The organism is Actinorhabdospora filicis (assembly GCF_030269765.1).
GTDB classification, from domain to species: domain Bacteria; phylum Actinomycetota; class Actinomycetes; order Mycobacteriales; family Micromonosporaceae; genus Actinorhabdospora; species Actinorhabdospora filicis.
Genome location: NZ_BSTX01000002.1, coordinates 212,660 through 232,507, shown reverse-complemented (window position 1 = coordinate 232,507; position 19,848 = coordinate 212,660). Strand labels below are relative to the sequence as shown.

24 protein-coding genes and 1 pseudogene are annotated in these 19,848 nt (G+C 72.1%); 11 read left to right on the top strand and 14 right to left on the bottom strand.

Annotation, left to right across the window (positions count from 1 at the left end):
- Positions 1–60: 60 nt before the first annotated feature.
- Together QSK10_RS13890 and QSK10_RS13885 are read right to left on the bottom strand one after the other, a co-directional pair.
- Positions 61–396 carry a hypothetical protein gene (locus tag QSK10_RS13890; RefSeq protein ID WP_285663192.1) on the bottom strand — a complete coding sequence of 112 codons (336 nt, stop codon included), beginning with the start codon at positions 394–396 and terminating at the stop codon, positions 61–63.
- Between the two features lie 246 nt (positions 397–642).
- Complete coding sequence (locus QSK10_RS13885) at positions 643–1,662, bottom strand: aldo/keto reductase (protein ID WP_285663191.1); 1,020 nt, start codon at positions 1,660–1,662, stop codon at positions 643–645.
- A gap of 87 nt (positions 1,663–1,749) precedes the next feature.
- Here QSK10_RS13885 and QSK10_RS13880 point away from each other — a divergent pair, with 87 nt between their 5' ends.
- The gene (locus tag QSK10_RS13880; protein WP_285663190.1) at positions 1,750–2,310 is read left to right on the top strand and encodes a TetR/AcrR family transcriptional regulator; all 561 of its coding nucleotides are present in this window, start codon (positions 1,750–1,752) and stop codon (positions 2,308–2,310) included.
- Positions 2,311–2,363: 53 nt separating this feature from the next.
- Here the strand turns inward: QSK10_RS13880 and QSK10_RS13875 are convergent, their stop codons facing one another.
- On the bottom strand, positions 2,364–3,605 hold the full coding sequence (locus QSK10_RS13875) for an aminoacyl--tRNA ligase-related protein (RefSeq protein ID WP_285663189.1): 1,242 nt from the start codon (positions 3,603–3,605) through the stop codon (positions 2,364–2,366).
- Positions 3,606–3,810: 205 nt separating this feature from the next.
- Here QSK10_RS13875 and QSK10_RS13870 point away from each other — a divergent pair, with 205 nt between their 5' ends.
- Both QSK10_RS13870 and QSK10_RS13865 read left to right on the top strand, forming a co-directional pair.
- On the top strand, positions 3,811–4,524 hold the full coding sequence (locus QSK10_RS13870) for a hypothetical protein (RefSeq protein WP_285663188.1): 714 nt from the start codon (positions 3,811–3,813) through the stop codon (positions 4,522–4,524).
- Between the two features lie 88 nt (positions 4,525–4,612).
- The gene (locus QSK10_RS13865) at positions 4,613–5,152 is read left to right on the top strand and encodes an EF-hand domain-containing protein (protein WP_285663187.1); all 540 of its coding nucleotides are present in this window, start codon (positions 4,613–4,615) and stop codon (positions 5,150–5,152) included.
- 43 nt (positions 5,153–5,195) lie between these two features.
- Here the strand turns inward: QSK10_RS13865 and QSK10_RS13860 are convergent, their stop codons facing one another.
- From QSK10_RS13860 to QSK10_RS13850, 3 genes are read right to left on the bottom strand one after another with little or no spacing between them, the layout of a single operon-like run.
- Positions 5,196–6,824: an AMP-binding protein gene (locus tag QSK10_RS13860; RefSeq protein WP_285663186.1), complete on the bottom strand. Its 1,629-nt coding sequence runs from the start codon at positions 6,822–6,824 to the stop codon at positions 5,196–5,198.
- Positions 6,806–7,873, bottom strand: coding sequence for a cytochrome P450 (locus tag QSK10_RS13855; protein WP_285663185.1), 1,068 nt, complete (start codon positions 7,871–7,873; stop codon positions 6,806–6,808). Before QSK10_RS13855 ends, QSK10_RS13860 begins: the two co-directional genes overlap by 19 nt.
- Positions 7,874–7,920: 47 nt before the next feature.
- Positions 7,921–8,181, bottom strand: coding sequence for an acyl carrier protein (locus tag QSK10_RS13850; RefSeq protein WP_285663184.1), 261 nt, complete (start codon positions 8,179–8,181; stop codon positions 7,921–7,923).
- 99 nt (positions 8,182–8,280) lie between these two features.
- Here QSK10_RS13850 and QSK10_RS13845 point away from each other — a divergent pair, with 99 nt between their 5' ends.
- On the top strand, positions 8,281–9,009 hold the full coding sequence (locus tag QSK10_RS13845; RefSeq protein ID WP_285663183.1) for a glucose 1-dehydrogenase: 729 nt from the start codon (positions 8,281–8,283) through the stop codon (positions 9,007–9,009).
- Here QSK10_RS13845 and QSK10_RS13840 read toward each other — a convergent pair whose 3' ends face one another.
- From QSK10_RS13840 to QSK10_RS13830, 3 genes are all read right to left on the bottom strand, one after another.
- Complete coding sequence (locus tag QSK10_RS13840) at positions 9,010–9,402, bottom strand: SHOCT domain-containing protein (RefSeq protein WP_285663182.1); 393 nt, start codon at positions 9,400–9,402, stop codon at positions 9,010–9,012.
- Positions 9,403–9,465: 63 nt separating this feature from the next.
- The gene (locus QSK10_RS13835; protein WP_285663181.1) at positions 9,466–9,654 is read right to left on the bottom strand and encodes a hypothetical protein; all 189 of its coding nucleotides are present in this window, start codon (positions 9,652–9,654) and stop codon (positions 9,466–9,468) included.
- Positions 9,655–9,842: 188 nt separating this feature from the next.
- On the bottom strand, positions 9,843–10,634 hold the full coding sequence (locus QSK10_RS13830; protein WP_285663180.1) for an alpha/beta fold hydrolase: 792 nt from the start codon (positions 10,632–10,634) through the stop codon (positions 9,843–9,845).
- A gap of 92 nt (positions 10,635–10,726) precedes the next feature.
- Between QSK10_RS13830 and QSK10_RS13825 the strand changes: the two genes are divergently transcribed.
- From QSK10_RS13825 to QSK10_RS13815, 3 genes and pseudogenes are all read left to right on the top strand, one after another.
- A complete protein-coding gene (locus tag QSK10_RS13825) occupies positions 10,727–11,578 on the top strand; it encodes a helix-turn-helix transcriptional regulator (protein WP_285663179.1) in 852 nt (283 codons plus the stop codon).
- 94 nt (positions 11,579–11,672) lie between these two features.
- On the top strand, positions 11,673–12,533 hold the full coding sequence (locus QSK10_RS13820; protein ID WP_285663178.1) for a haloalkane dehalogenase: 861 nt from the start codon (positions 11,673–11,675) through the stop codon (positions 12,531–12,533).
- A gap of 129 nt (positions 12,534–12,662) precedes the next feature.
- Positions 12,663–12,905: pseudogene (locus QSK10_RS13815) on the top strand (helix-turn-helix domain-containing protein); the annotation flags it as partial.
- Positions 12,906–13,022: 117 nt separating this feature from the next.
- Here QSK10_RS13815 and QSK10_RS13810 read toward each other — a convergent pair.
- Together QSK10_RS13810 and QSK10_RS13805 are read right to left on the bottom strand one after the other, a co-directional pair.
- Positions 13,023–13,640, bottom strand: a complete 618-nt coding sequence (locus tag QSK10_RS13810; protein WP_285663177.1) for an ATP-dependent Clp protease proteolytic subunit — start codon at positions 13,638–13,640, stop codon at positions 13,023–13,025.
- A 2-nt stretch (positions 13,641–13,642) separates the two neighbouring features.
- A complete protein-coding gene (locus QSK10_RS13805; protein WP_285663176.1) occupies positions 13,643–14,245 on the bottom strand; it encodes a ClpP family protease in 603 nt (200 codons plus the stop codon).
- Between the two features lie 123 nt (positions 14,246–14,368).
- Between QSK10_RS13805 and QSK10_RS13800 the strand changes: the two genes are divergently transcribed.
- Both QSK10_RS13800 and QSK10_RS13795 read left to right on the top strand, forming a co-directional pair.
- Positions 14,369–14,971 (top strand): hypothetical protein, encoded by a 603-nt coding sequence (locus tag QSK10_RS13800; protein ID WP_285663175.1) that lies wholly within the window; start codon positions 14,369–14,371, stop codon positions 14,969–14,971.
- Between the two features lie 109 nt (positions 14,972–15,080).
- Positions 15,081–16,226, top strand: a complete 1,146-nt coding sequence (locus QSK10_RS13795; protein WP_285663174.1) for a hypothetical protein — start codon at positions 15,081–15,083, stop codon at positions 16,224–16,226.
- Here QSK10_RS13795 and QSK10_RS13790 read toward each other — a convergent pair.
- Together QSK10_RS13790 and QSK10_RS13785 are read right to left on the bottom strand one after the other, a co-directional pair.
- A complete protein-coding gene (locus tag QSK10_RS13790) occupies positions 16,223–16,888 on the bottom strand; it encodes a response regulator (protein WP_285663173.1) in 666 nt (221 codons plus the stop codon). The genes QSK10_RS13795 and QSK10_RS13790 overlap by 4 nt on opposite strands.
- Positions 16,885–18,003, bottom strand: a complete 1,119-nt coding sequence (locus QSK10_RS13785; protein ID WP_285663172.1) for a sensor histidine kinase — start codon at positions 18,001–18,003, stop codon at positions 16,885–16,887. The genes QSK10_RS13790 and QSK10_RS13785 overlap by 4 nt, the downstream gene beginning before the upstream one ends.
- A gap of 168 nt (positions 18,004–18,171) precedes the next feature.
- Between QSK10_RS13785 and QSK10_RS13780 the strand changes: the two genes are divergently transcribed.
- Together QSK10_RS13780 and QSK10_RS13775 are read left to right on the top strand one after the other, a co-directional pair.
- Complete coding sequence (locus QSK10_RS13780; RefSeq protein ID WP_285663171.1) at positions 18,172–18,402, top strand: hypothetical protein; 231 nt, start codon at positions 18,172–18,174, stop codon at positions 18,400–18,402.
- Positions 18,399–19,391 carry a hypothetical protein gene (locus QSK10_RS13775; protein ID WP_285663170.1) on the top strand — a complete coding sequence of 331 codons (993 nt, stop codon included), beginning with the start codon at positions 18,399–18,401 and terminating at the stop codon, positions 19,389–19,391. The genes QSK10_RS13780 and QSK10_RS13775 overlap by 4 nt, the downstream gene beginning before the upstream one ends.
- A 25-nt stretch (positions 19,392–19,416) precedes the next feature.
- Here the strand turns inward: QSK10_RS13775 and QSK10_RS13770 are convergent, their stop codons facing one another.
- Positions 19,417–19,806, bottom strand: a complete 390-nt coding sequence (locus QSK10_RS13770) for a MarR family winged helix-turn-helix transcriptional regulator (RefSeq protein ID WP_285663169.1) — start codon at positions 19,804–19,806, stop codon at positions 19,417–19,419.
- Positions 19,807–19,848: the final 42 nt, after the last annotated feature.

Here is a 19,848-nt window from a genome sequence, read left to right as displayed (position 1 = left end):
CCAGCCCGGCCAGGACGACGGCCGGGCCCGGGCCGCGCTACTGCGCACGGCCGCCCTCGCCTAGGGCGTCGTCGCCGCGGGACCGCGTTCGGACGCGCGCAGCCCCGTGGACAGGTCGAGGTTCCACGTGACGGGCGCGGCGGTGTACTCCGGCTCGGTCCACCCGAAGAGCTTCGCCGTTCCCTTGAGGTGACGGTTGAAGGAGTTCGCCACCCACAGCGAGAGTTCCCGGTCGGCGCCCAGCACGCGGACGCCGTCCGGCCGGCCGAGCACGATCACGTGGCCGGTCCCGCCCTGCTCCGACCAGTCGACGCGCCACACCGACGCGTAGGCGGTGGGGGCTCCATCGTCGTAGAGGGTGACGCACGGGTTGGCGCCGAGGAGACGAAGGGTCATGGCGCGATCCTAGGCGGGCCCGCGAGCACCGCCCGAAACGTTCTCAGGCACCACGGCACATCCGGTTGAGAGACCGGACGCGGTTCATGTCGCAGCGATGCGTCGCGTCAGTTCGCCGGCGTGCGGGCATATCCGTGGTCCGCGCATTCCGTCATCGGCAGCCACGCCGTCTACGTGTCCCAGCCCGAGGCCGTCGCCGAGGTCATCCGCCAGGCCGCCAACGGGTAGACCCGAGCGGGACCCGGCCTACCTCCGCCGCAGCGCCGCCTCCAGCAGCGACGGCGGAGCGTCGTGCTTCTCCCCGGGCGCCAAATCGGTGCCCGGGGCGACGATCGCGTCGACGGCGTCCAGGACGTCGCCGCTCAGCACCGTTTCGGCCGCCGCCAGCTGGGACGCCAGGTGCTCGGCCGTGCGGGGGCCGATGATGGCGCCGGTGACGGCCGGGTGGGCGGTGGCGAAGCCGAGGGCTAGCTGGATGAGGCTGAGCCCGGCGTCCTCGGCCAGGCGCGCGAGCTTCTCCACGGCGTCCATGCGGGCGCGGTTGGCCGGGATCGCAGTGTCGAAGCGGCCGGGCATGAAGGTCGAGCGGTGCGTGGCGACTGCCCGTCCTTCACGGATCGCACCCGACAGCCAGCCCGAGGCAAGGGGACTCCAGACGAGGACGCCCATGCCGTACTCCTGCGTCACCGGCAGCACGTGGGTCTCGGCGCCGCGCTGGAGGATCGAGTAGCTCGGCTGCTCGGTGACGAAGCGGCCGAGGCCGCGCTCGCGGGCGGTCCACTGGGCCTGGACGATGCGGTGGGCGGGGTAGGTGGAGGTGCCGAAGTGGCCGATCTTGCCCGCGCGCTGGAGGTCGGTGAGGGCCGAGAGGGTCTCCTCGTCGCCGGTTTCGGGGTCCCAGCGGTGGACCTGGTAGAGGTCGACGTGGTCGACGCCGAGGCGGCGGAGGCTGGCGTCGAGGGCGGTGGTCAGCCAGCGGCGGGAGGCGCCGCGGTGGTTCGGGTCGTCGCTCATCGGCATCCCGGCCTTGGTGGCCAGGACGACCTCGTCGCGGCGGCCGGCGATGGCCTTGCCGACGAGGGTCTCCGACTCGCCTTTGGCGTAGACGTCGGCGGTGTCGATGAGGTTGATGCCGGCGTCGAGTGCGGTGTGGACGATGGCGGCGGTCTGCTCGGGGGTGGTGCGGCCGATGGCGCCGAAGTTCATCGCGCCGAGCGCAAGGGCGCTGACGCGCAGGCCGGTGCGGCCCAGGGTGCGGTACTGCACGGGGTCCTCCGTAGGATGAAAGTGGGACGGTGTCCCGATTAAACATACGGGACGCTGTCCCGTTTAGCGAACGGCGAGGTGGGGGACATGACCGAGCGACCGAAACGGGCCGACGCCCGGCGCAACGCGGAGAACCTCCTGGCCGCCGCCGCGCGGGTCTTCGTCCGCTCCGGCGTCGACGCCCCCATCCGCGACATCGCGGGAGAGGCCGTCGTCGGCACGGCCACCATCTACCGCCACTACCCCACCCGCGCCGACCTCGTCATCGCCGTCTACCGGCACCAGGTCGAGGCCTGCGCCGAGGCCGGACCGGCGCTGCTGGCCGCGGAGTCCTCACCGCACACCGCGCTGGCGCGCTGGATGGAGCTGTTCGCCGACTTCCTGGTCACCAAGCACGGCCTGGCCGCAGCCCTCGGCTCCGAGGACCCGCAGTTCGCCGCCCTGCACGCCTACTTCGTCGAACGGCTGGTGCCGGTGTGCGCCGACCTGCTGGCGGCCGCGGTCGCGGCGGGCGAGATCGGCTCCGGCGTGGGCGCCTATGAGCTGATGCGCGGCGCGGGGAACCTGTGCATCGGCGCCGGGGACGACCCGCGCTACGACGCCAGGCGCCTCGTCGGCATCCTCGTCGCGGGCTTGCGGACCGCCTGAACGCCGTCCGGCCCCGCTCCTCATCGAAGCGGGGCCGGACGACATGACCGGTGTCAGGCGGCGGTGGCCGCCGCCAGCTCGGCGACCGGCACCTTCACCGTCCGCCCGCTCACCCGGTTCGTGTACTCCACCAGGCCCTCGGCGGCGGTGCGGGCACCGATCACGACCCGGTGCGGCAGGCCGATGAGGTCGGCGTCGGCCAGCTTCGCCCCGGCCCGCACCGCACGGTCGTCCAGCAGCACGCTGTGCCCGGCCGCCGCCAGCGCCTGAGCGGCCGACTCGGCGAGTTCGAGCCGTCCGGCGTCCATCGGGACCACGTGGCAGTGGTAGGGCGCGACGTTCTCCGGCCAGACCATGGCGTCGTCGGTGGACAGGATCTCGGCGATCGCGCCGACCAGGCGGGTGGTGCCGATGCCGTAGCAGCCCATGTGGATGCTCTGCGGGACACCGGAGGCGTCGGGCAGGCGGAAGCCGAAGGCGTCGGCGAAGCGGGTGCCGAGCTTGAAGATGTTGCCGACCTCGATCGCGGTCACCTGCTCCATCGCGGCGATCTCATCGGCCGGGTAGCGGTCGATGATCTCCTTGTTCAGCGCGATGCCCTTGCCGTGGTCGAGGTAGATGGTGTCCTCGCCGTAGGGGGTGACGGCCTGGAACTCGTGGGAGAACTCGCTGAAGGCACCGCCCGAGGCGTACGTGTAGTGCGTGACCGCGCCCAGGCCGCAGCGCTCGAAGACGCACCGGTAGGCTTCGGCGACGCGCTCGTAGTACTCCTCCAGGTCGGCCTCGGACAGGTGGAAGGAGTACATGTCCTTCATCCCGAACTCCCGGCCGCGCAGGAGCCCCGACTTCGGCCGGGCCTCGTTGCGGAACTTGTTCTGGATCTGGAACACCGAGGCGGGCAGGTCCTTGTAGGAGGCGACCTGCGTGGCCAGCAGCGGCGTCACGACCTCCTCATGCGTGGGGCCGAGGACGGCGTCGGCCGAGCCGGACTTGGTGCGGAACAGGATGTCCATGTCCTGCCGCCCGGTGGTCTCCCAGTTCGCCAGCGGGTGCAGCGCGGGCATGAGGACCTCCTGCCCGCCGACGGAGTTCATCTCCTCGCGGATGATCCCCTCGACGTTGCGCAGGACCCGCAGGCCCAGCGGCAGGTAGGAGTAGACGCCGGCCATCAGCTTGCCGACGTATCCGGCGCGTTCCAGCAGCCGCGCGTTGCGGCTCGGCTCACCCGCCGGCGGCTCCCGGCGCGTGCGATGAGCGAGCGTGCTTTGCCGGGTGACGTCGGGCAGATGCGCCATCAGAGGAGTCCTCTTCGCGTGGTGAGGGCGGACGGTATCGACCACCGTGATCATCGAGTCTGTCAGGATCCCCGGGCCGCCCGCGACGGGTTTCCCCACGAGCGGCCGACTGTCGCACAGCCCACACCCAGCGATCATGGCGGCGAGTGACGAGACGGGCACCGCATAATCGTGCTGCCCAGACCCCGCCCGAAGGTGCCCGCACATGAAGCGCTTCCGCACGCCCCTGCTCGTCCTCGCCCTGCTCACCGCGCTGACCGCGTGCGAGACGGGCGCCGCTCCCGGACCCGCGACGTCGTCGTCGGCACCGGCCGTCGCCGACGCGCCCGCGGCCGGGCGGCTGCTGGCGGCCACCACCGGGCGGATGACGGCCGTCTACCGCGACGCCGAGGGCGAGCTGCTGCGGGTCAGCGGCGCCTTCGACACCGGCGCGAAGGTGTGGCGGGCGACGGCGGGGCCGGTGAACGCCAAGCGGATCACGATTCTGACCATCGGCGAGAAGCAGTGGAGTCAGGGCATGACGGACATGTGGATGGCGTCGTCCGTGCCGTTCCTGCCGCGCATGGCACCGTGGTCGGTGGCCGAGGACCTGACCGCCGCCACCGCGACGATCGACGTCTCGCTGGAGGAGTCCGCCCGGCTGTTCGAGACGACGGTCTCCGAGCCCTTCTTCGGCGTCGACGCCGACTTCGCCGCCGTTCCCTACACACTGACCCTGGACGGCCAGGGACGCCCGGCGACCCTGGAGTACGCCGTCGCCGGGATCGCCGTGACGATCACCTTCGCCGACTACGGGCTGGCCGTGGCCGAGAAGGCACCCGAGAACGCGCTGCCGCCCTTCGAGCCGGGCGACGGAACGACCTTCACGCACAAGTGCGTACTCAAGGCCGAAGGACTCGACTGCGACCTGCCGAAGTGACCACCACCAACTGAGCACCCATCCCCTGTAAGGTCACTTTCGGCCATTACATCCGTATTGGCCGAATCTCACGGGGGAAGGAAGCCTTGTGACCAGCACCCTGCTGAACCGCAAGCTCGGACGGCACTTCGACCTCATCGACACCAACGGCGACGGCAAGATCGACCAGGCCGACTTCGACCTGATCGTCACCCGCCTGTCCCAGGAGTTCGGGCAGGCGCCGGGCACGCCGAAGCACCGCGCGCTCACCGACGCCTACGCGGCGCTGTGGTCGGGCATGCAGCAGAGCATGGACCTCGACTCCGACGGGGCGGTGAGCCGCGAGGAGTACGTGCGCGGCCTGGAGTCGAACGCGGCCGCCGCCTACCAGGAGTACCTGGCGCCGGTGGCGCGGGCGATCCTGGACTTCTGCGACGTCGACGGCGACGGGCGGATCAGCGGCGCGGAGCTGGCCGGCGTCCACCGTGGACTCGGCATGGCCCAGCACGCCCACGACGCGGCGATGCGGACCCTCGACCTCGACGGTTCCGGTTACGTCGACGAGGCCGAGCTGACGCAGGCCATCAAGGAGTTCTTCTCCAGCAACGACCCGCAGTCCCGCGGCAACGACCTCTTCGGCGAGCTCTGAGCCACGCGCGTAGGGCGGTCACCCCTCGGGGTGGCCGCCTTCGTCATTCCCCCAGAAGCGTGCGGGCCAGGTCGCGCTGCCATTTCCCGCTGGTGGTCGTGGGCAGGCGGCCGGGCTTGACGGCGTGGACGCGGACGGCGGCCAGCCCGAGCCGGTCGGCGACGCGCGCCCGCAGCTCGCTGGTGACGGCGGCGTGGTCGGCGGCGGCGGGCAGTTCGGCGACGACCACGATGTGCTCGGTGGCGGGGTCGGCGAAGGCGACGCAGCGGCCGCGGTGGACGCCGGGCGCCTCGCGCACGAGGTCCTCGACGTCCTGCGGGAAGTGGTTCTGGCCGCGGACGATGATCATCTCCTTGCGGCGCCCGGCGATGAACAGGTCGCCGTCGAGTTCGACGCCGAGGTCGCCGGTGCGCAGCCAGGGCCCGTCGAAGGCGGCGGCGGTCGCGGCCGGGTCGTGCAGGTAGCCGGAGGTCACGGCGGGCCCGGCGATCTGGATCTCACCGAGACGCCCGGGCGCGCACTCTTCACCGTTCTCGTCGAGGATGCGCAGGTTCATGCCGGTCACCGGGCGCCCGACGGCGACGAGCGCCTTGGCGTCGGCGTGTCCTTCCGCGACGGCGACGGCCAGGTGATCGTCGGCGAGGCGGGCGCGGTCGACGTGGACGACGCGCGGCTCGGTGCCCGGCGCGGGGAACGTGACGGCCAGGGTCGCCTCGGCCATCCCGTACACCGGGTACATCACCGAGGAGGCGACTCCGGCCGGGGCGAGGCCCTTCTGGAAGCCGTCGACGGTGTCGGCGCGGACCGGTTCGGCGCCGTTGAAGGCCAGCCGCCAGCGCGACAGGTCCAGTCCATCCAGTGTGGACGGCGTGAGCGCGGCGGCGATCTTGCGGTAGGCGAAGTCGGGCCCGGTCATGATGGTCCCGCCGGTCTCGGCGAGCAGCCGCAGCGTCCCTGCCGGCCTGCGCATGAACGCCAGGGGCGAGAGCATGTGGACGCCACCTCCGGCGAGCAGCACCGACAGCACGCCGAAGAGGCCGAGGTCGTGGAAGTGCGGCGCCCAGTTGACCATCACGTCCCGCTCGCTGAACGCGGCGGTGGTGGCAATGGCGCGCAGGCCGGCCAGGATCGCCGCGTGGGAGAGCATCACGCCTTTGGGGTGCCCGGTGCTGCCGGAGGTGAACTGGACGACGGCGAGGTCGCCAGCGTCGACAGTGGGCAGCGCACCCGCTCCGGGTGTCTCCAGTCCGGGTTCCAGCACGGTCAGCGACGGGCAGTGGGCGAGCAGCGCGTGCGCGACGGCGGCGAAGTCGGGGTGGGCGATGAGATGGCGCATCCGCGCCCGGCGCACCGCCGGTGCCAGGCGCTCGGCGGCCACGCCCGGGTCGGCCGAGTGCGGGGCGAGCATCGCGGCGGCGGCCCCGGCCCGGACCACCCCGAAGAGCCCGAGCAGCACGTCGGGGCCGGTGGGCAGCAGCAGGCCGACGACCTCGCCGGGCCGCACGCCCGCCGCCAGCAGGGCGTGCGCGCGACGGGCCGAGGCGGCGTCCAGCTCTTTCGGGGTGAGCAGGTCGCCGGTGCCGGGGTAGGCGAGCGTCGCGTGTGGACCGAGCGCGGCCGGGACCTCGGCCAGCGTCGGGCGGTCGAGCGCCGTCACGGCAGCGGGTGGCATCGGGCCAGCAGCGGGGCTGCCGGGGTGACGGTGGAGCCGTTCGCCGATACGTCGCCGATGTGGGCGCCGGGCGGGGCGGTCAGCCGGAAGCGGCGCAGGATCCCCGTCGTGATCGTCTCGGCCTCCATGGTGCCGACGTGGATTCCGGCGCAGACCCGCCGTCCGGCGCTGAAGGGGACCTGCGCGAACTTCCCCTGCGGTGGGGCGGCGTGGCGTTCGGGACGGAACTCGTCCGGCGCCTCGAAGACCTCCGGGTCGCGGTGGGTGGCGGCGATGTCGAAGTACACGCCGCTCCCGGCGGGGATCGCGGTGTCCGCAATGGACAGATCGGTCGCGGCGGTGCGCGGCAGCCAGGCCAGCGGCGGGTGCAGGCGGGTGGTCTCGGCGAAGACCGCGGCGAAGGCCGAGCCGTCGGCGCGCAGCGCGTCCTGGTGGCCGGGATGGCGGGCGAGCAGCCAGAGCATCCGGGCGGTGACGTAGCTGGTGGTCTCGAAGCCCGCCAGGATCAGGATCGCCAGGTTCTGCGCGATCTCCTCGTCACCCGGCGGATCGGGCAGTTCCCGCAGCCGCCGCACCGGTCCGTCCACATCGGTCATAGCGGCGACCGCCTCGCCCAGGGCGGCGCGCAGCCGCCGCCGGGCGCCGACGACCTGGCGCGCGACGCGGCGTCCGTCGGCGGTGCCGAGGGCGTCACCCGGGTCCTGCAGGGCGGTGTAGGCGCCGAGGAGTTCCATGGCCGCCTCGCCGGTGATTCCGGCGAACAGGGTCGCCGAGACCTCGAAGACGATCGGTTTGACCAGGGCGTGCAGGTCGACGGGCGCGTCGGCGGCGACGCCGGTCAACGCGCGGTCGAGGACCTCGCGGGCCACGGGCTCGTATCCGGACGCCGCGCGCCTGGTCAGCAGCGGCAGCAGCGCCTTGCGGTAGTCGCGGTGGCGGGGACCGTCCAGATTGAGCACACCGCGCCCGAAACGGTCGCCGAAGACCAGGTCCCAGCCCCCGGCGTGGGACAGGCGCTCGTCACCGGCGCGGAAGAAGTGGGCGGCCATGGTTCGTCCACTCAGGACGATCGCGCCGGGCGGATGGACCGTCGGGATCACCGCAGCGCCGCCTCGGCGGCCATGATCTGCTCGGTGAGGTCGTTGACGCTGGCCGGGGTCATGAAGACGCGGGGATCGACCTCGTCCTCGATGCCGAAGGCCTCCTCGACGGCGATGAGCAGCTCCATGCGATCCACCGAGTCGAGTCCCCAGTCGGCGGTGATGTGCTCGGCGCCGCTGATGCCGCCGTATCCCAGTTCGGGCTTGATCCTGATCGCCGCGGCGATCAGGACGGCGCGGACGCGCTCACCGCTCATGCCGACATCGCCCACCCGCAACACAGCCCCTCCCCGCGATCCGCCGATCAGGCTCCACAATACTGACAGCAATCGACCCATCACCGAACGCAGGGATGCATGAAACCACTGACGGGGAAGACGGCGCTGGTCACGGGCGGCTCGCGCGGCATCGGCCGCGCGATCACCGAGCGGCTCACCGCCGACGGCGCACGGGTCGTCTTCGGCTACCACCAGAGCAAGGACGAGGCCCAGGCCGTCGCCGAAGCGACCGGCGCACTGCCCGTCCGCGCCGACCTGGCCGTCCACGGCGACGTCGTGGACCTGGTCACGCAGGCCGGCGAGGCCCTCGGCGGACTCGACGCGCTGGTCAACAACGCCGGGATCTGGCTGCCACACGGGCGATTCGACGACGCCGACGAGGCCTCCTACGACCGGGTCATGGCCGTCAACGCCAAGGCCACCTACTTCGCCATCCACCACGCCGCGCCCCGCCTGCGCGACGGCGGACGCGTGGTCAACCTGTCCTCGATCGCCACCGGCCGCCCCACCCCCGGCAACGCCGTCTACGCCGCCAGCAAGGCCGCCGTGGAGCAGTTCACCGCCATCGCCGCCCAGGAACTCGGCCCGCGCCGCATCACCGTCAACTGCGTGGCCCCCGGCGCCGTGGACACCGAGCTGCTGCGGGGATCACTGCCCCCGCAGCTGCTGGCCCGCACCGCGCGCAACACGCCCTTCGCCCGCCTGGGCACCGGCGACGACATCGCCGGGATCGTCGCGTTCCTGCTCGGCCCCGACGCCGCCTGGATCACCGGGCAGACCATCACCGCCGCGGGAGGACTCCTGTAGTCAGCCGGTCTTTCCGAGAACCCGCGTCTTCTCGCTCGCGAACTCCTCATCGGTGAGCTTGCCCCGGTCGTGCAGATCGGCCAGCACCCGCAACTGCTCGGCACTGTTGTCCGGGGCATAGCGCGCGACGAACTCGCGGCTGCCGGCGTCGATCGCCTGCCGCTCGGCCGGCGTCGCGCCCGCCGGGCGCATGATCAGGTAGATCAGCGTCCCGAAGAACGGCAGCAGGATGATCACGACCACCCACAGGGCCTTCATCCAGCCCTTGAGGTCATCGCGGCGGAAGATGTCGATGAGCGCGAAACCCCACAGCAGCAGCATCGGCAGCCAGATGAGCAGCAGCCAGAAGTAGTCCCAGAACGACATCGCGACCTCCGGCGGCTCGTCCGACATATTGCGTTCTGTCCATATATAACACTTGTTCGGATCGCCGGTACGAGAACGCGTCGAGCCGGATCAGGACGGGCGCAGCAACACGTAGGCCCCGTAGGCCGCCAGACCGAGCACGGTGAGCGGGAGCAGCAGGATCAGGACGCAACCGATCCGCCCGAGCACCCGGCCCAGGACGCCACCGGCGGCCGGCTCCTCCGGCGCCCACTCCACCGGGCCCTCGTCGGCCACGGCGAGCGCGCAGATCGAGATCATCCGGGTACGTCTGGGTCAGCGCGGTCAACCACTGCCCCGCCGCGAAGGTATGCCCCCTCCCCAGATCCTCGGCCACCCCGGCCAGCACATACTCCCGCTACATCACGCCCATTGCGCCAGGGCGGCGACCCCCGCACACCTCGATTCCCAGAACGGCGCGGCGAACCGCTCCGGGCACTCTGTTCGGATCATCGGCCCAGGAACTCCTCGATCAGCGCGACCAGCTCCGCCGGGCGCTCCACCCGCACCACATGCCCGGAGTCCAGCTCGGCGTAGTCACCACCCGGGATCGCGGCGTGGATGCGGCGGGAGTTGGCCACGGGGATCAGCGCGTCCTCGGCGCAGCCGATCACCAGCGTCGGCGCGGTGACGCGCGCGAGCATGCCGTCCATCGACAGCCGCCGCACCAGCTCCAGCTGCCGCACCCGGCCCGGGGACGGCGTGAAGCCGCGGGCCAGCTCATCGGCCGCCGCCGGTCCGATCGCGGCGATGTGACGGCGGCTGAAGCCGGTGAGCATCGCGTGCCGCGCGAAGGCCTCCGGCCGGTCGGCCAGCGCCAGGTACTGCTCGATGACGTGGGCGACATAGGCGTCCTCGCCACCGGTCCAGCCCGCCACCGGGATCAGCCGCCGGACCAGGTCCGGGCGCGTCGCGGCCAGCGCCAGCGCCACCGACGCGCCCAGCGAGTGGCCCACGACGTCGGCCGGGCCCGTCCCGGCGTCCTCGATGACCGCCGCGACTTGCGCGGCCAGGCCCTCGATGGTCAGCGGTGAGCCGTCGTCGACGGCCCGGTCGCTGCCGGAGAGGTCGGGCAGGACGACGGTGTGACGGCCGGTGAGCCGCTCCAGCAGGGCGTCCCAGGTGACCGAGCCGCGCCCGGTGCCGTGCACCAGGACCAGCGCCGGTCCGCTCCCGCACAGGCGATAGGGGACGGTGGCGGCGGCGACGGATACCGAACGGGTGATCATGTGTGCGCTCATGCCGATCACCCTGCGCCCTCCCGGCCGCGATGAAAATCGGAGCGCGCTGGCTAGGATCGACCGTCCTACCGCACCAAGGGGGGCACCCGACCGTGGACCGCCGCGAACTCGCCGACTTCCTGCGCCGCGCGCGCGAACGGCTCACCCCAGCCGAGGCCGGATTCGACGGCGGCCCCCGCCGCCGCACGCCCGGCCTGCGCCGCCAGGAGGTCGCGGTGCTCGCCGGCATGTCCGCCGACTACCTGATGCGCCTGGAACAGGCCCGCAGCCCACAGCCCTCCGCGCAGATCCTGGACGCCCTCGCGCGCGCCCTGCGCCTGAGCGCCGACGAGCGCGGCCACCTCTACGTGCTCGCCGGGCACCGTCCGCCCGCCGCCGAGCCCGCCGGGCAGCACGTCGGGCCGGTACTGCGGCACGTGCTCGACGAACTCACCGGGATCCCCGCGCAGGTCCTGACCGACCTGGGCGACGTGCTGGCCCAGAACGCGCTCGCCGAGGCCGTCCTGGGCTGCGTGTGCAGCACCGGTGAGGGACTCGACCGCAACGTGGTCTGGCGCTGGTTCACCGACCCGTTCGTCCGCGCGGCCTGCCCGCCCGCCGAGCACGAGGCGCAGGGCCGCGAGCTGGTCGCCGACCTGCGCGCGGCGATCGCCCGGCGCGGGAGCGATCCGGCGGCGGCGGACCTGCTGGCGCGGCTGCGCGCGGCCAGCGCGGAGTTCACCGCGCTCTGGGAGCGCCACGAGGTCGCCGTGCGGCGGCGCGGCCGCCTCCGGCTGATCCACCCCGAGGCCGGGGCGATGGACTTCGACGTCGAGGCGCTGTTGACGCCCACCGAGGACCAGCGGATGCGCGTCTTCACCCCGCGCCCGGACTCAGGGACGGCCGAGGCCCTGGCGCTGCTCAAGGAGATCGGGCCCGACACCGCCCACCGCCGCCACCGGTGACCTGGCCCACACCCGATTGACCGCGATCCCGTCCTCGGACTAACGTTCCCCTCGAACTAAGTCAGTCAACTAACTCAGCCCCGAGGGACACGACATGCCCACCACCCCCGTCCTCGACTCCTTCATCCACCACCGCGAAACCGGCACCGGCGCACCGCTCGTCCTCCTCCACGGCAACCCCACCTCCTCCCACCTGTGGCGCGACGTCATCCCCGCCCTCGACTGGCCCGGACGCATCCTCGCCCCCGACCTCATCGGCATGGGCGACTCCGGCAAGCCCGGCATCGACTACACCTTCGACGACCAGTCCCGCTACCTCGACGCCTGGTTCGACGCCCTCGGCCTCGACGAGGTCGTCCTGGTAGGACACGACTGGGGCGGCGCGCTCGCCTTCGACTGGGCCGCGCGGCATCCGGGGCGGGTCAAGGGGATCGCGTTCACCGAAACCATCGTCAAGCCGATGGCCTGGGAGGAGTTCCCGCCCGCCGGGGCCGAGCTGTTCGCCGCGATCAAGACGCCCGGCGTCGGGGAGTCGATGCTGCTGGAGCAGAACCTGTTCCTGGACCTGTCCGGCACCGTCTCCGAGCCGCTCTCGGACGCCGACGCCGAGATCTACCGCGCGCCGTTCCCGACCCCCGACAGCCGCCGCCCGGTCCTGCAGTGGGCGCGCTCGATGCCCCTGGGCGGTGAGCCGGCGGACGTCGTCGCCCGCGTCGAGGCCTACGGCAAGTGGCTGGCCACCACACCGGAGGTCCCCAAGCTGCTCATCACCTTCGAGCCCAGCTACAGCACCATGATGAGCCCGGCCATGTACGAGTGGTGCGCGCAGAACATGGCCGCCCTCCAGATCGACCACCACGACCTCGTCGCCGGACACCACACCCCCGAGGACCGCCCCGCCGAGATCGCCGCGTCCATCTCCAACTGGGCCGCCGAGCACCGACTGCGCGGCTGAGCACACCACGAAGGGGCGGGCGCACGAGCGCCCGTCCCCTTACGCCATCGGCGAACACGTTTCCGAACCCGCCGTGGACGCCGGTATAGCTGGACGAGAGCAGCCGCGCCACACCCGAGGAGCGATGACATGGCGGATCCGGTCGAGCCCACCGACGTGCGACGGTCGCGGCTGCTGCGCACCCTCATCGGCGGCGTCCTGCGCCGCTACCGCCTCCAGCAGGGACGCACCCTCGCCGACGTGGCCCGCATGGCCCGGGTGTCCATGCAGTACCTCTCGGAGCTGGAGCGCGGACGCAAGGAGGCCTCCTCGGAGGTCCTGGCCGCCATCTGCGAGGCCCTGCGCATCGACCTGGCCGAGGTGCTCACCGAGGTCGCCGCCACGCTCATCGCCGACCGCGCCCGCCGCGTCCCGGTCGTCCACCTGGACGCCGTCCCGGCCCGCGCGCGGACGCACGGGGCCGGGAACGCCTACTGCCTCGCGGCCTGATCAGCGCGCCGTTGCCGGTGCCTTGGCCGCCTTGCGGCTGCTGATCACCCTGTCGGCCAGCCCGTAGGCGACGGCCTCGGCGGCGGTGAAGGTCTTGTTGCGGTCGGTGTCCTCACGGATCTTGTCGACCGGGTGCCCGGTGTGCAGCGAGAGGATCTCGTCCATCTCGGCCCGCACCCGCGCGACCTCCTTGGCCTGCACCGCCAGGTCCGGGAGCGTGCCCCGGGCCTGACTCGACGGCTGATGCAGCATCACCTTCGCGCGCGGCAGCACCAGGCGCCGCCCGGGCGCACCGGCCGCCAGCAGCACCGCCGCCGCCGAGCTGGCCTGCCCCATGCAGTAGGTGGCGATGCTGGGCCGGATGAACTGCATCGTGTCGTAGATGGCGTTCAGCGCGCTGAAGGAACCACCGGGTGAGTTGATGTAGAGCCCGATCTCCATGTCGGGGTTCTCCGACTCCAGGTGCAGCAGCTGCGCCATCACGACATTGGCCACACCGTCGTCGATCTCGGTGCCCAGGAAGATGATCCGCTCCTTGAGCAGCCGCGAGTAGATGTCGAAGGCCCGCTCACCGTTCGGGGTCTTCTCGATGACCGTCGGAATCGTGTACTGCGACATGATCACACCCCCACCCGGCGCTGCGCGACGGTCGGGCGCACATCCGAGACGCGCTCGACGATGTGGTCGATCATCCCGTAGTCACGGGCCTCCTCGGCGCTGAACCAGCGGTCCCGCAACCCGTCCTTCTCGATCGTCTCCGCCGTCTGACCGGTGTGCTCGGCCGTCAGCCGGTTCATCAGGTTCCCGATCCGCTCCAGCTGACCGGCGTAGATCTCCACATCGGCGGCCGTGCCACCGAAACCGGCCGAGCCCTGGTGCATCAGCACCTGCGAGTGCGGGAGGCTGTAGCGCTTGCCGGGCGTCCCCGCGCACAGCAGGAACTGGCCCATGCTCGCCGCCAGGCCCATCACCAGCGTGCTGACGTCATTGGGGATCAGGCGCATCGTGTCGTAGATGGCCAGCCCGGCGCTGACCGAGCCGCCGGGTGAGTTGATGTACAGGCTGATGTCGCCCTTGGGGTCCTCCGCCGACAACAGCAGCAACTGCGCGCACAAACGGTTGGCGACCTGGTCGTCGACCTCGGTGCCGAGCACGATGATCCGCTGCTGGAGCAGTCGCGCGGCCAGCTGGTCGTCCAGCGAGCCGCTGATGGTGGTCTGCATCGGCCTCTCCTTCAATCGACATTGCTTGCCAGACCAACGATGTGCCGCCCGCACCGCCGCTGACAAGGCGATCTGCTGTCAGCAGAGAATCCGGCGTTCACCCACGGCGGCTACCGTGTCGGCATGCATCCGGTCCCGGCCGCCGAGGCGGTGTGGTCACGGCACGGCGGACGCCGCCACGCGCTGCGCCTGCTGCTCGGCGTCGCGCTCTTCGCCGTCCTCACCCTGCTGCTGGTCAACGCCTTCCGCACCGGCGACTTCGAGCAGACCGCCGAGAAGGTCATCGGCGGCGTCATGACCTGCGGGTGCGCGCTGCTGTGCCTGGGCTGCGCCTACGCCGCGGCGACCCTGCCCCGCCGCGCCCACCTGCTGCCCGGCGTGGCCGTCGACGCCACCGGCGTGTGGTGGCTGCGCGAGGGACGCCTCCAGGTCACCCTCTGGGACGAGATCGGCGGCGTCGGCGTGGGCTACCTGCGCGCGCCCCGCCTCAGCGACTCCCTGCGCATCAAGGAGAACTACGCGCTGGAGGTGTACCTGCGCCACGAGCGTCCCGACCTCGCCGCATGGCACGTCGACGAGCCGCCGCAGGGCCCGCGCCTGCGCTACGTCCTGCTCGCCGGCGGCGACCGGCGCGCACTGGAGACCGCCGTCGGCCGCTTCGCGCCCGGACGCTGGATCGGCGAGTACGAGCGCCGCTGGACGCGCCTGGGCCCGCTCGGGAAGTGAGCCCTGCTCCCCCAGGCAGGCCATATATGCCCTTCGTCCCTGGATGATCGCGGCGAATCCCCCATAACGTCGAAGCCACCCGTACCCGAAAGGCGGTGGCCTCATGGCCATGGGCTTCGAGCTCGAAATGCACCGCAGGATCACCGACTCCAACGCCGACAACCTCCCCGGCGACACCCGCCTGGTGGAGCACCCCTGGTTCCGGCTGGTCAGCGACAAGGTCACCATCGGCGGGCAGCAGATCTCCAACCTGGAGTTCGTCACCGAGCACTTCGACCAGTACACGGTGTCGGCCGTGGCCGCCCAGAACGCCCTCGACGACCGGATCCGCGCCCTGCGCTCCACCCGCGACCTGCTCTACGGCGCCACCGGCCGACTCGACGCCCTGCTGGCCAACCACGCGCCGGAGAACATGGCGATCCAGTTCGTCAAGAACGGAGGCACCGCCATCGCCGGGCCCTGCCCCGGCGTCGACGACAACAGGCTCCTCGTCCACTACTCCGTCGGCTTCCCGCCCTCGCAGTGGCGGCAGATGCTCGGCGGCATCCACACCGTGATCCGCGACGACTCCGCCCGCAACCGCGCCAAGACCCACCTGACGAACGCCCTCGCCGCCGCCGACACCCTCGTCCACGCCAACGCGGCCACCATCAACAACGCCGCAGCGGGCACCGAGCTGCGCGGGCACATCGCCCTGCTGTACATGCACGCCGCCGTCTGGGTCGACCGCACCCTCAACCTGGCGCTGCGGGACGTGCGCAAGGAGCGCCCCATCAACCAGAACAAGATCGACAACGTCGACAACCAGCAGCCCTACGGCACCAAGGTCCCCAAGAACAAGATCGCCGCGTTGCCCAGGGCGATGCTCTGCGAGCTGCACGAGCTGCTCTCCGACCCCGCCAAGCAGTTCCTGGCCGATGAGAAGGAGGCCGTCCTCAACGCCATCGCCACCAAGCTGGAGCAGCAGCACGGCCTCGACCTGCCCGAGGGCTACGTCCTCGAAAGCGACGAGCACGGCGAGGCCAGCCTCGGCGACTTCCTCGGCGCCGGATTCGGCAGCAACAACGAGTACTCCCAGCAGATCCTGTTCGGCGGCATGAAGGAGGTCGGCATCGACCGCGCCCAGATGGCCCGCCCGGTGATCCCCTTCGAGATCCGCCAGATCTACGCCAGCCGCGTCACCTGGGACGAGTTCTCCCAGCAGGCCGCGCGGGTGCTCGCGTGGTCGCGCAACCCGGGCGCCAACGCGCTCTAGCCGTCCAGCAGGCCCGCGTCGTGGACGAGGAGGGCGATCTGCACCCGGTTGTTCATGCCCAGTTTGGCCAGGACCGCCGACACGTGCGTCTTGACCGTGGGCACGCTCAGGTGCAGCGCCCGCCCGATCTCGGCGTTGGAGCGGCCGTGCCCGACTTGCGCGGCCACGTCCCGCTCCCGCTCGTTCAGGCCCGCCAGCCGCCGGATCGCCGCCGCCCGCCGCTCGTCGCCGCCCTCTTCGGCGACGCGGGCCATCAGGCGGCGCGTCACCGACGGCGACAGCACCGGCCGCCCACCGGCCACCTGCCGCACGGCCTCGACGATCTCGGCCGGCGGGGTGTCCTTGAGCAGGAACCCCGCCGCCCCGGCGCGCAGCGCCCGCAGCACGTGCTCGTCGGCGTCGAAGGTGGTCAGCACGATCACCTCCGGCGCCCCGGGCCGCGCCCGCAGCGCCTCGGTGGCGGCCAGACCGTCCACACCGGGCATCCGCACGTCCATCAGCACCACCCGCGGCGACAGCGACGCCACCAGCGCCGGGACCTCACCGCCGTCCCCGGCCTCACCGACCACCCGCAGGTCACCGGCCCCGCCGAGCATCATCGACAGGCCCGCCCGCACCAGCGGGTCGTCGTCGACGATGAGGACGTCGATCACGGTGGTCATGACGGCCAGGGTAGCCGGGCCGCGACCCGCCACCGCCCGCCTTCGGCACCGTGTGTGAGCTCGCCCCCGGCGAGCGCGACGCGCTCGGCCAGCCCGATCAGGCCCGCCCCGCCGCCCTCGCCGCCGGGACCGCCGGTGAGCGGATTGGACACCTCCACGCCCAGCCCCTCCCCCACCGCGCCATCGACCACGACCTCGACGGGCGCTCCGGGGGCGTGCTTGCGGGCATTGGTCAGCGCCTCCTGGACCACGCGGTAGACCGTGCGCCCGGTGGTGTCGGGGAGACCCTCGGCGGCCACGCGCAGGTCGACGGGCGTCCCGGCGTCGACGGTCTCGGCCGCCAGCCGCGCCAGGTCACCGATGCCGGGGGTGGGCAGCTCACCGACGGGCGCGCGCAGCACGCCGATGACCTCGCGCAGGTCCTGGAGGGCGAGGTGGGCGTTCTCCCGGATCACCCCGGCCGCGCGCGAGACGTCGGCGGCGGGCGCGTCCGGGCGGAACTCCAGGGCACCGGCGTGCAGGCTCAGCAGCGACAGCCGGTGCCCGAGGACGTCGTGGATCTCGCGGGCGATGGCGTCGCGGGTGTCGCGGCGGGCGCGCTCGGCGCGCATCCCCGCCTCCTCCTCGGCGCGGCGGGCGCGCTCGCGCAGGGATTCCAGGAGCCGCCGCCGGTGGTGCACGAACAGCCCCCACCCGACCGCGGCGAGGGCGAGGGAGGCGCCGAGCATGATCCCGGTCGCCGCCTGCGGCTCCGGGCGCAGGAACGCGTAGACGCCACCGGCGGCCACACCGGCGGCGAAGGCCGCGATGGTGGTGCGCAGCCGCTCGTGGACGGCCACGGTGAACAGCGCGACCAGCAGCGCGCCGGAGACCAGCTCCGAGAACGCCGAGAGCACGATCAGGCCGAACGCGAGCCCGACGGGCCATCGCCGCCGCAGCCACAGGGCCGCGCAGCCGAGGACCCCGGCGATCTGGTCGAGGGTGAACAGCCACGACGGGTCGGGCAGCGCGCCCTCGTCGACGCGCGTCCCGGCCAAAAACAGCCCGAAGAGCGCGGCCAGCACGAAGGCGGTCAGGTCCACCGCCCAGTCGCGTGCGTTCCGCCGTCGCCTCATGCGCCCGAACCTACCGGCCCGGATGATCATCACCGGCCGTGCGATACCTAAGTCGCCGGAGTCCATACTCTCGTCGCGCGCGGGCGCCCGAACGCGATGCCTCGGTCGCCCCGGCGCGAGGCTCTCGCCCGATCCGCGCGGCCGGGTGGCGTCCCTAGCGTCGGCGGCATGAAGAAGATCGTCGAGACGGCCGGGTTCCTGCTGGCCGTGATGGGCGTCAGCGGCGCCATCGATCACCTGTGGACGCAGCCGATCATGGGCGGGTTCCTCAACGCCTTCAACCGCTACGTGATCCCGCACGTGGGGTTCGTGACCGGCCATGAGCTCTACGCCAATCTCAGCGTGGCGGTCCTCGGGGTGGCCGTGATGCTGCTCGGCGCGAAGGTGGCGGAGGGATGAGGGCCCGCTGGGGTCTGGCCGCGATGCTGCTGGTGCTCGCGCCGGTGTGCGCCGAGTACCTGTCCGGCTATGACGACAGCACCGGGAGTCCGGCGACGCTGCTGGGCAACCTGGTCATCTTCGTGCCGCTCTACGGGGCTCCGGCGCTGCTGATCCGTGAGCTCGCGCGCCGCTACGGGGTCGGCTGGCCGGGGATCATCGCGCTGGCGGCGGCCGCCGGTGTCGTGCAGGCAGGAGTGATCGACCAGTCGATGTTCAGCCAGAGCTACCGGGGCATCGACTACTGGACGGCGCTGACCGAGGGCACCTTCATCGCCCCACTCGGCTTGAGCGCCACCACCGCGATCGCCTTCACCACCGGGCACGCGCTGTGGAGCTTCGGCGCGCCCATCGCGCTGACCGAGGCCGCCGGACGCTCCCGCGAGCCGTGGCTGAAGCTGCCGGGACTGCTGCTGGCCGCCGTCCTGTACCTGGGCGCGGCCTTCGTCGTCCTGCGCTTCCACCTGGAGACCGAGACCGACCACGCCACACCCGCACAGATCACCGGAGCGGCCGCTGTCGCGCTCGCCCTGGTCGTCTTCGCCTTCACGAGGGGGACGCGGCGAGCGCCCGCGCGTGAGCGGCGCGTCCCGGCGCCGGTCCCGGCCGGGCTGATCGCCTTCGTGCTGGCCGGTGCCTTCCAGTTCATGCCCGAGACGTGGCTCGGCGCGACCGGAGCCGTGCTGCTGCTCGCGCTGGCCGCCGTGCTGATCTCGTGGATGGCGCGCTCGTCGCGCTGGACCATGGCCCATCAGGCGGCCATGGCGGCGGGCGGGCTGGCCACGAGCGCGGCGGCCGGGTTCTTCAGCGACCCGATCGGCGACGTCGATCCCGTGGCGCGGTACATCCACAACACGGCGGCGGTGCTGCTGGTGCTCGCCCTGGGCGCGGTCGGGATGCGGCGGCGCGCCGAGCGGACTCCCGCGAGCCCGGCACCGGCGCACCGGTGACGGTCATCGCGTCGCCGGCCCGCGCTCAGACCGCGGCGACCTGCTCCCGCAGCACCCTCATGTGGGTCGGCAGGGCGTCCTCGTAACGCTTGCGCCCGGACTCGCTCAGTTCCACGAAGAGGGCCCGCCGGTCGAGCTCGCAGGCGGCCCTGGTCAGGAGCCCCGCGTCGTGGAGGCGGGCGACGGTCCGGGAGAGCGCACTCTGGCTCAAATACATCTTGGCCTCCAGGTCCTTCAGCCTCATCTTCGCCCGTCCCGGCTCGACGCCGGCGAGGACGAGGAGGACCTGGAACTCACTGAGGCCCAGGCCGTGCTCGGCCTCCAGGGCGTGCTCCAGCGCGGCAGAGGTGACGTGGACCGCTCGAAGTGTCGCGCACCACTGGTCGCACACCTCTACGTCGGTGGGTTCTCCCATGACCGGAAGATTAACATGCGACTGCATTACATGTCACCGCGT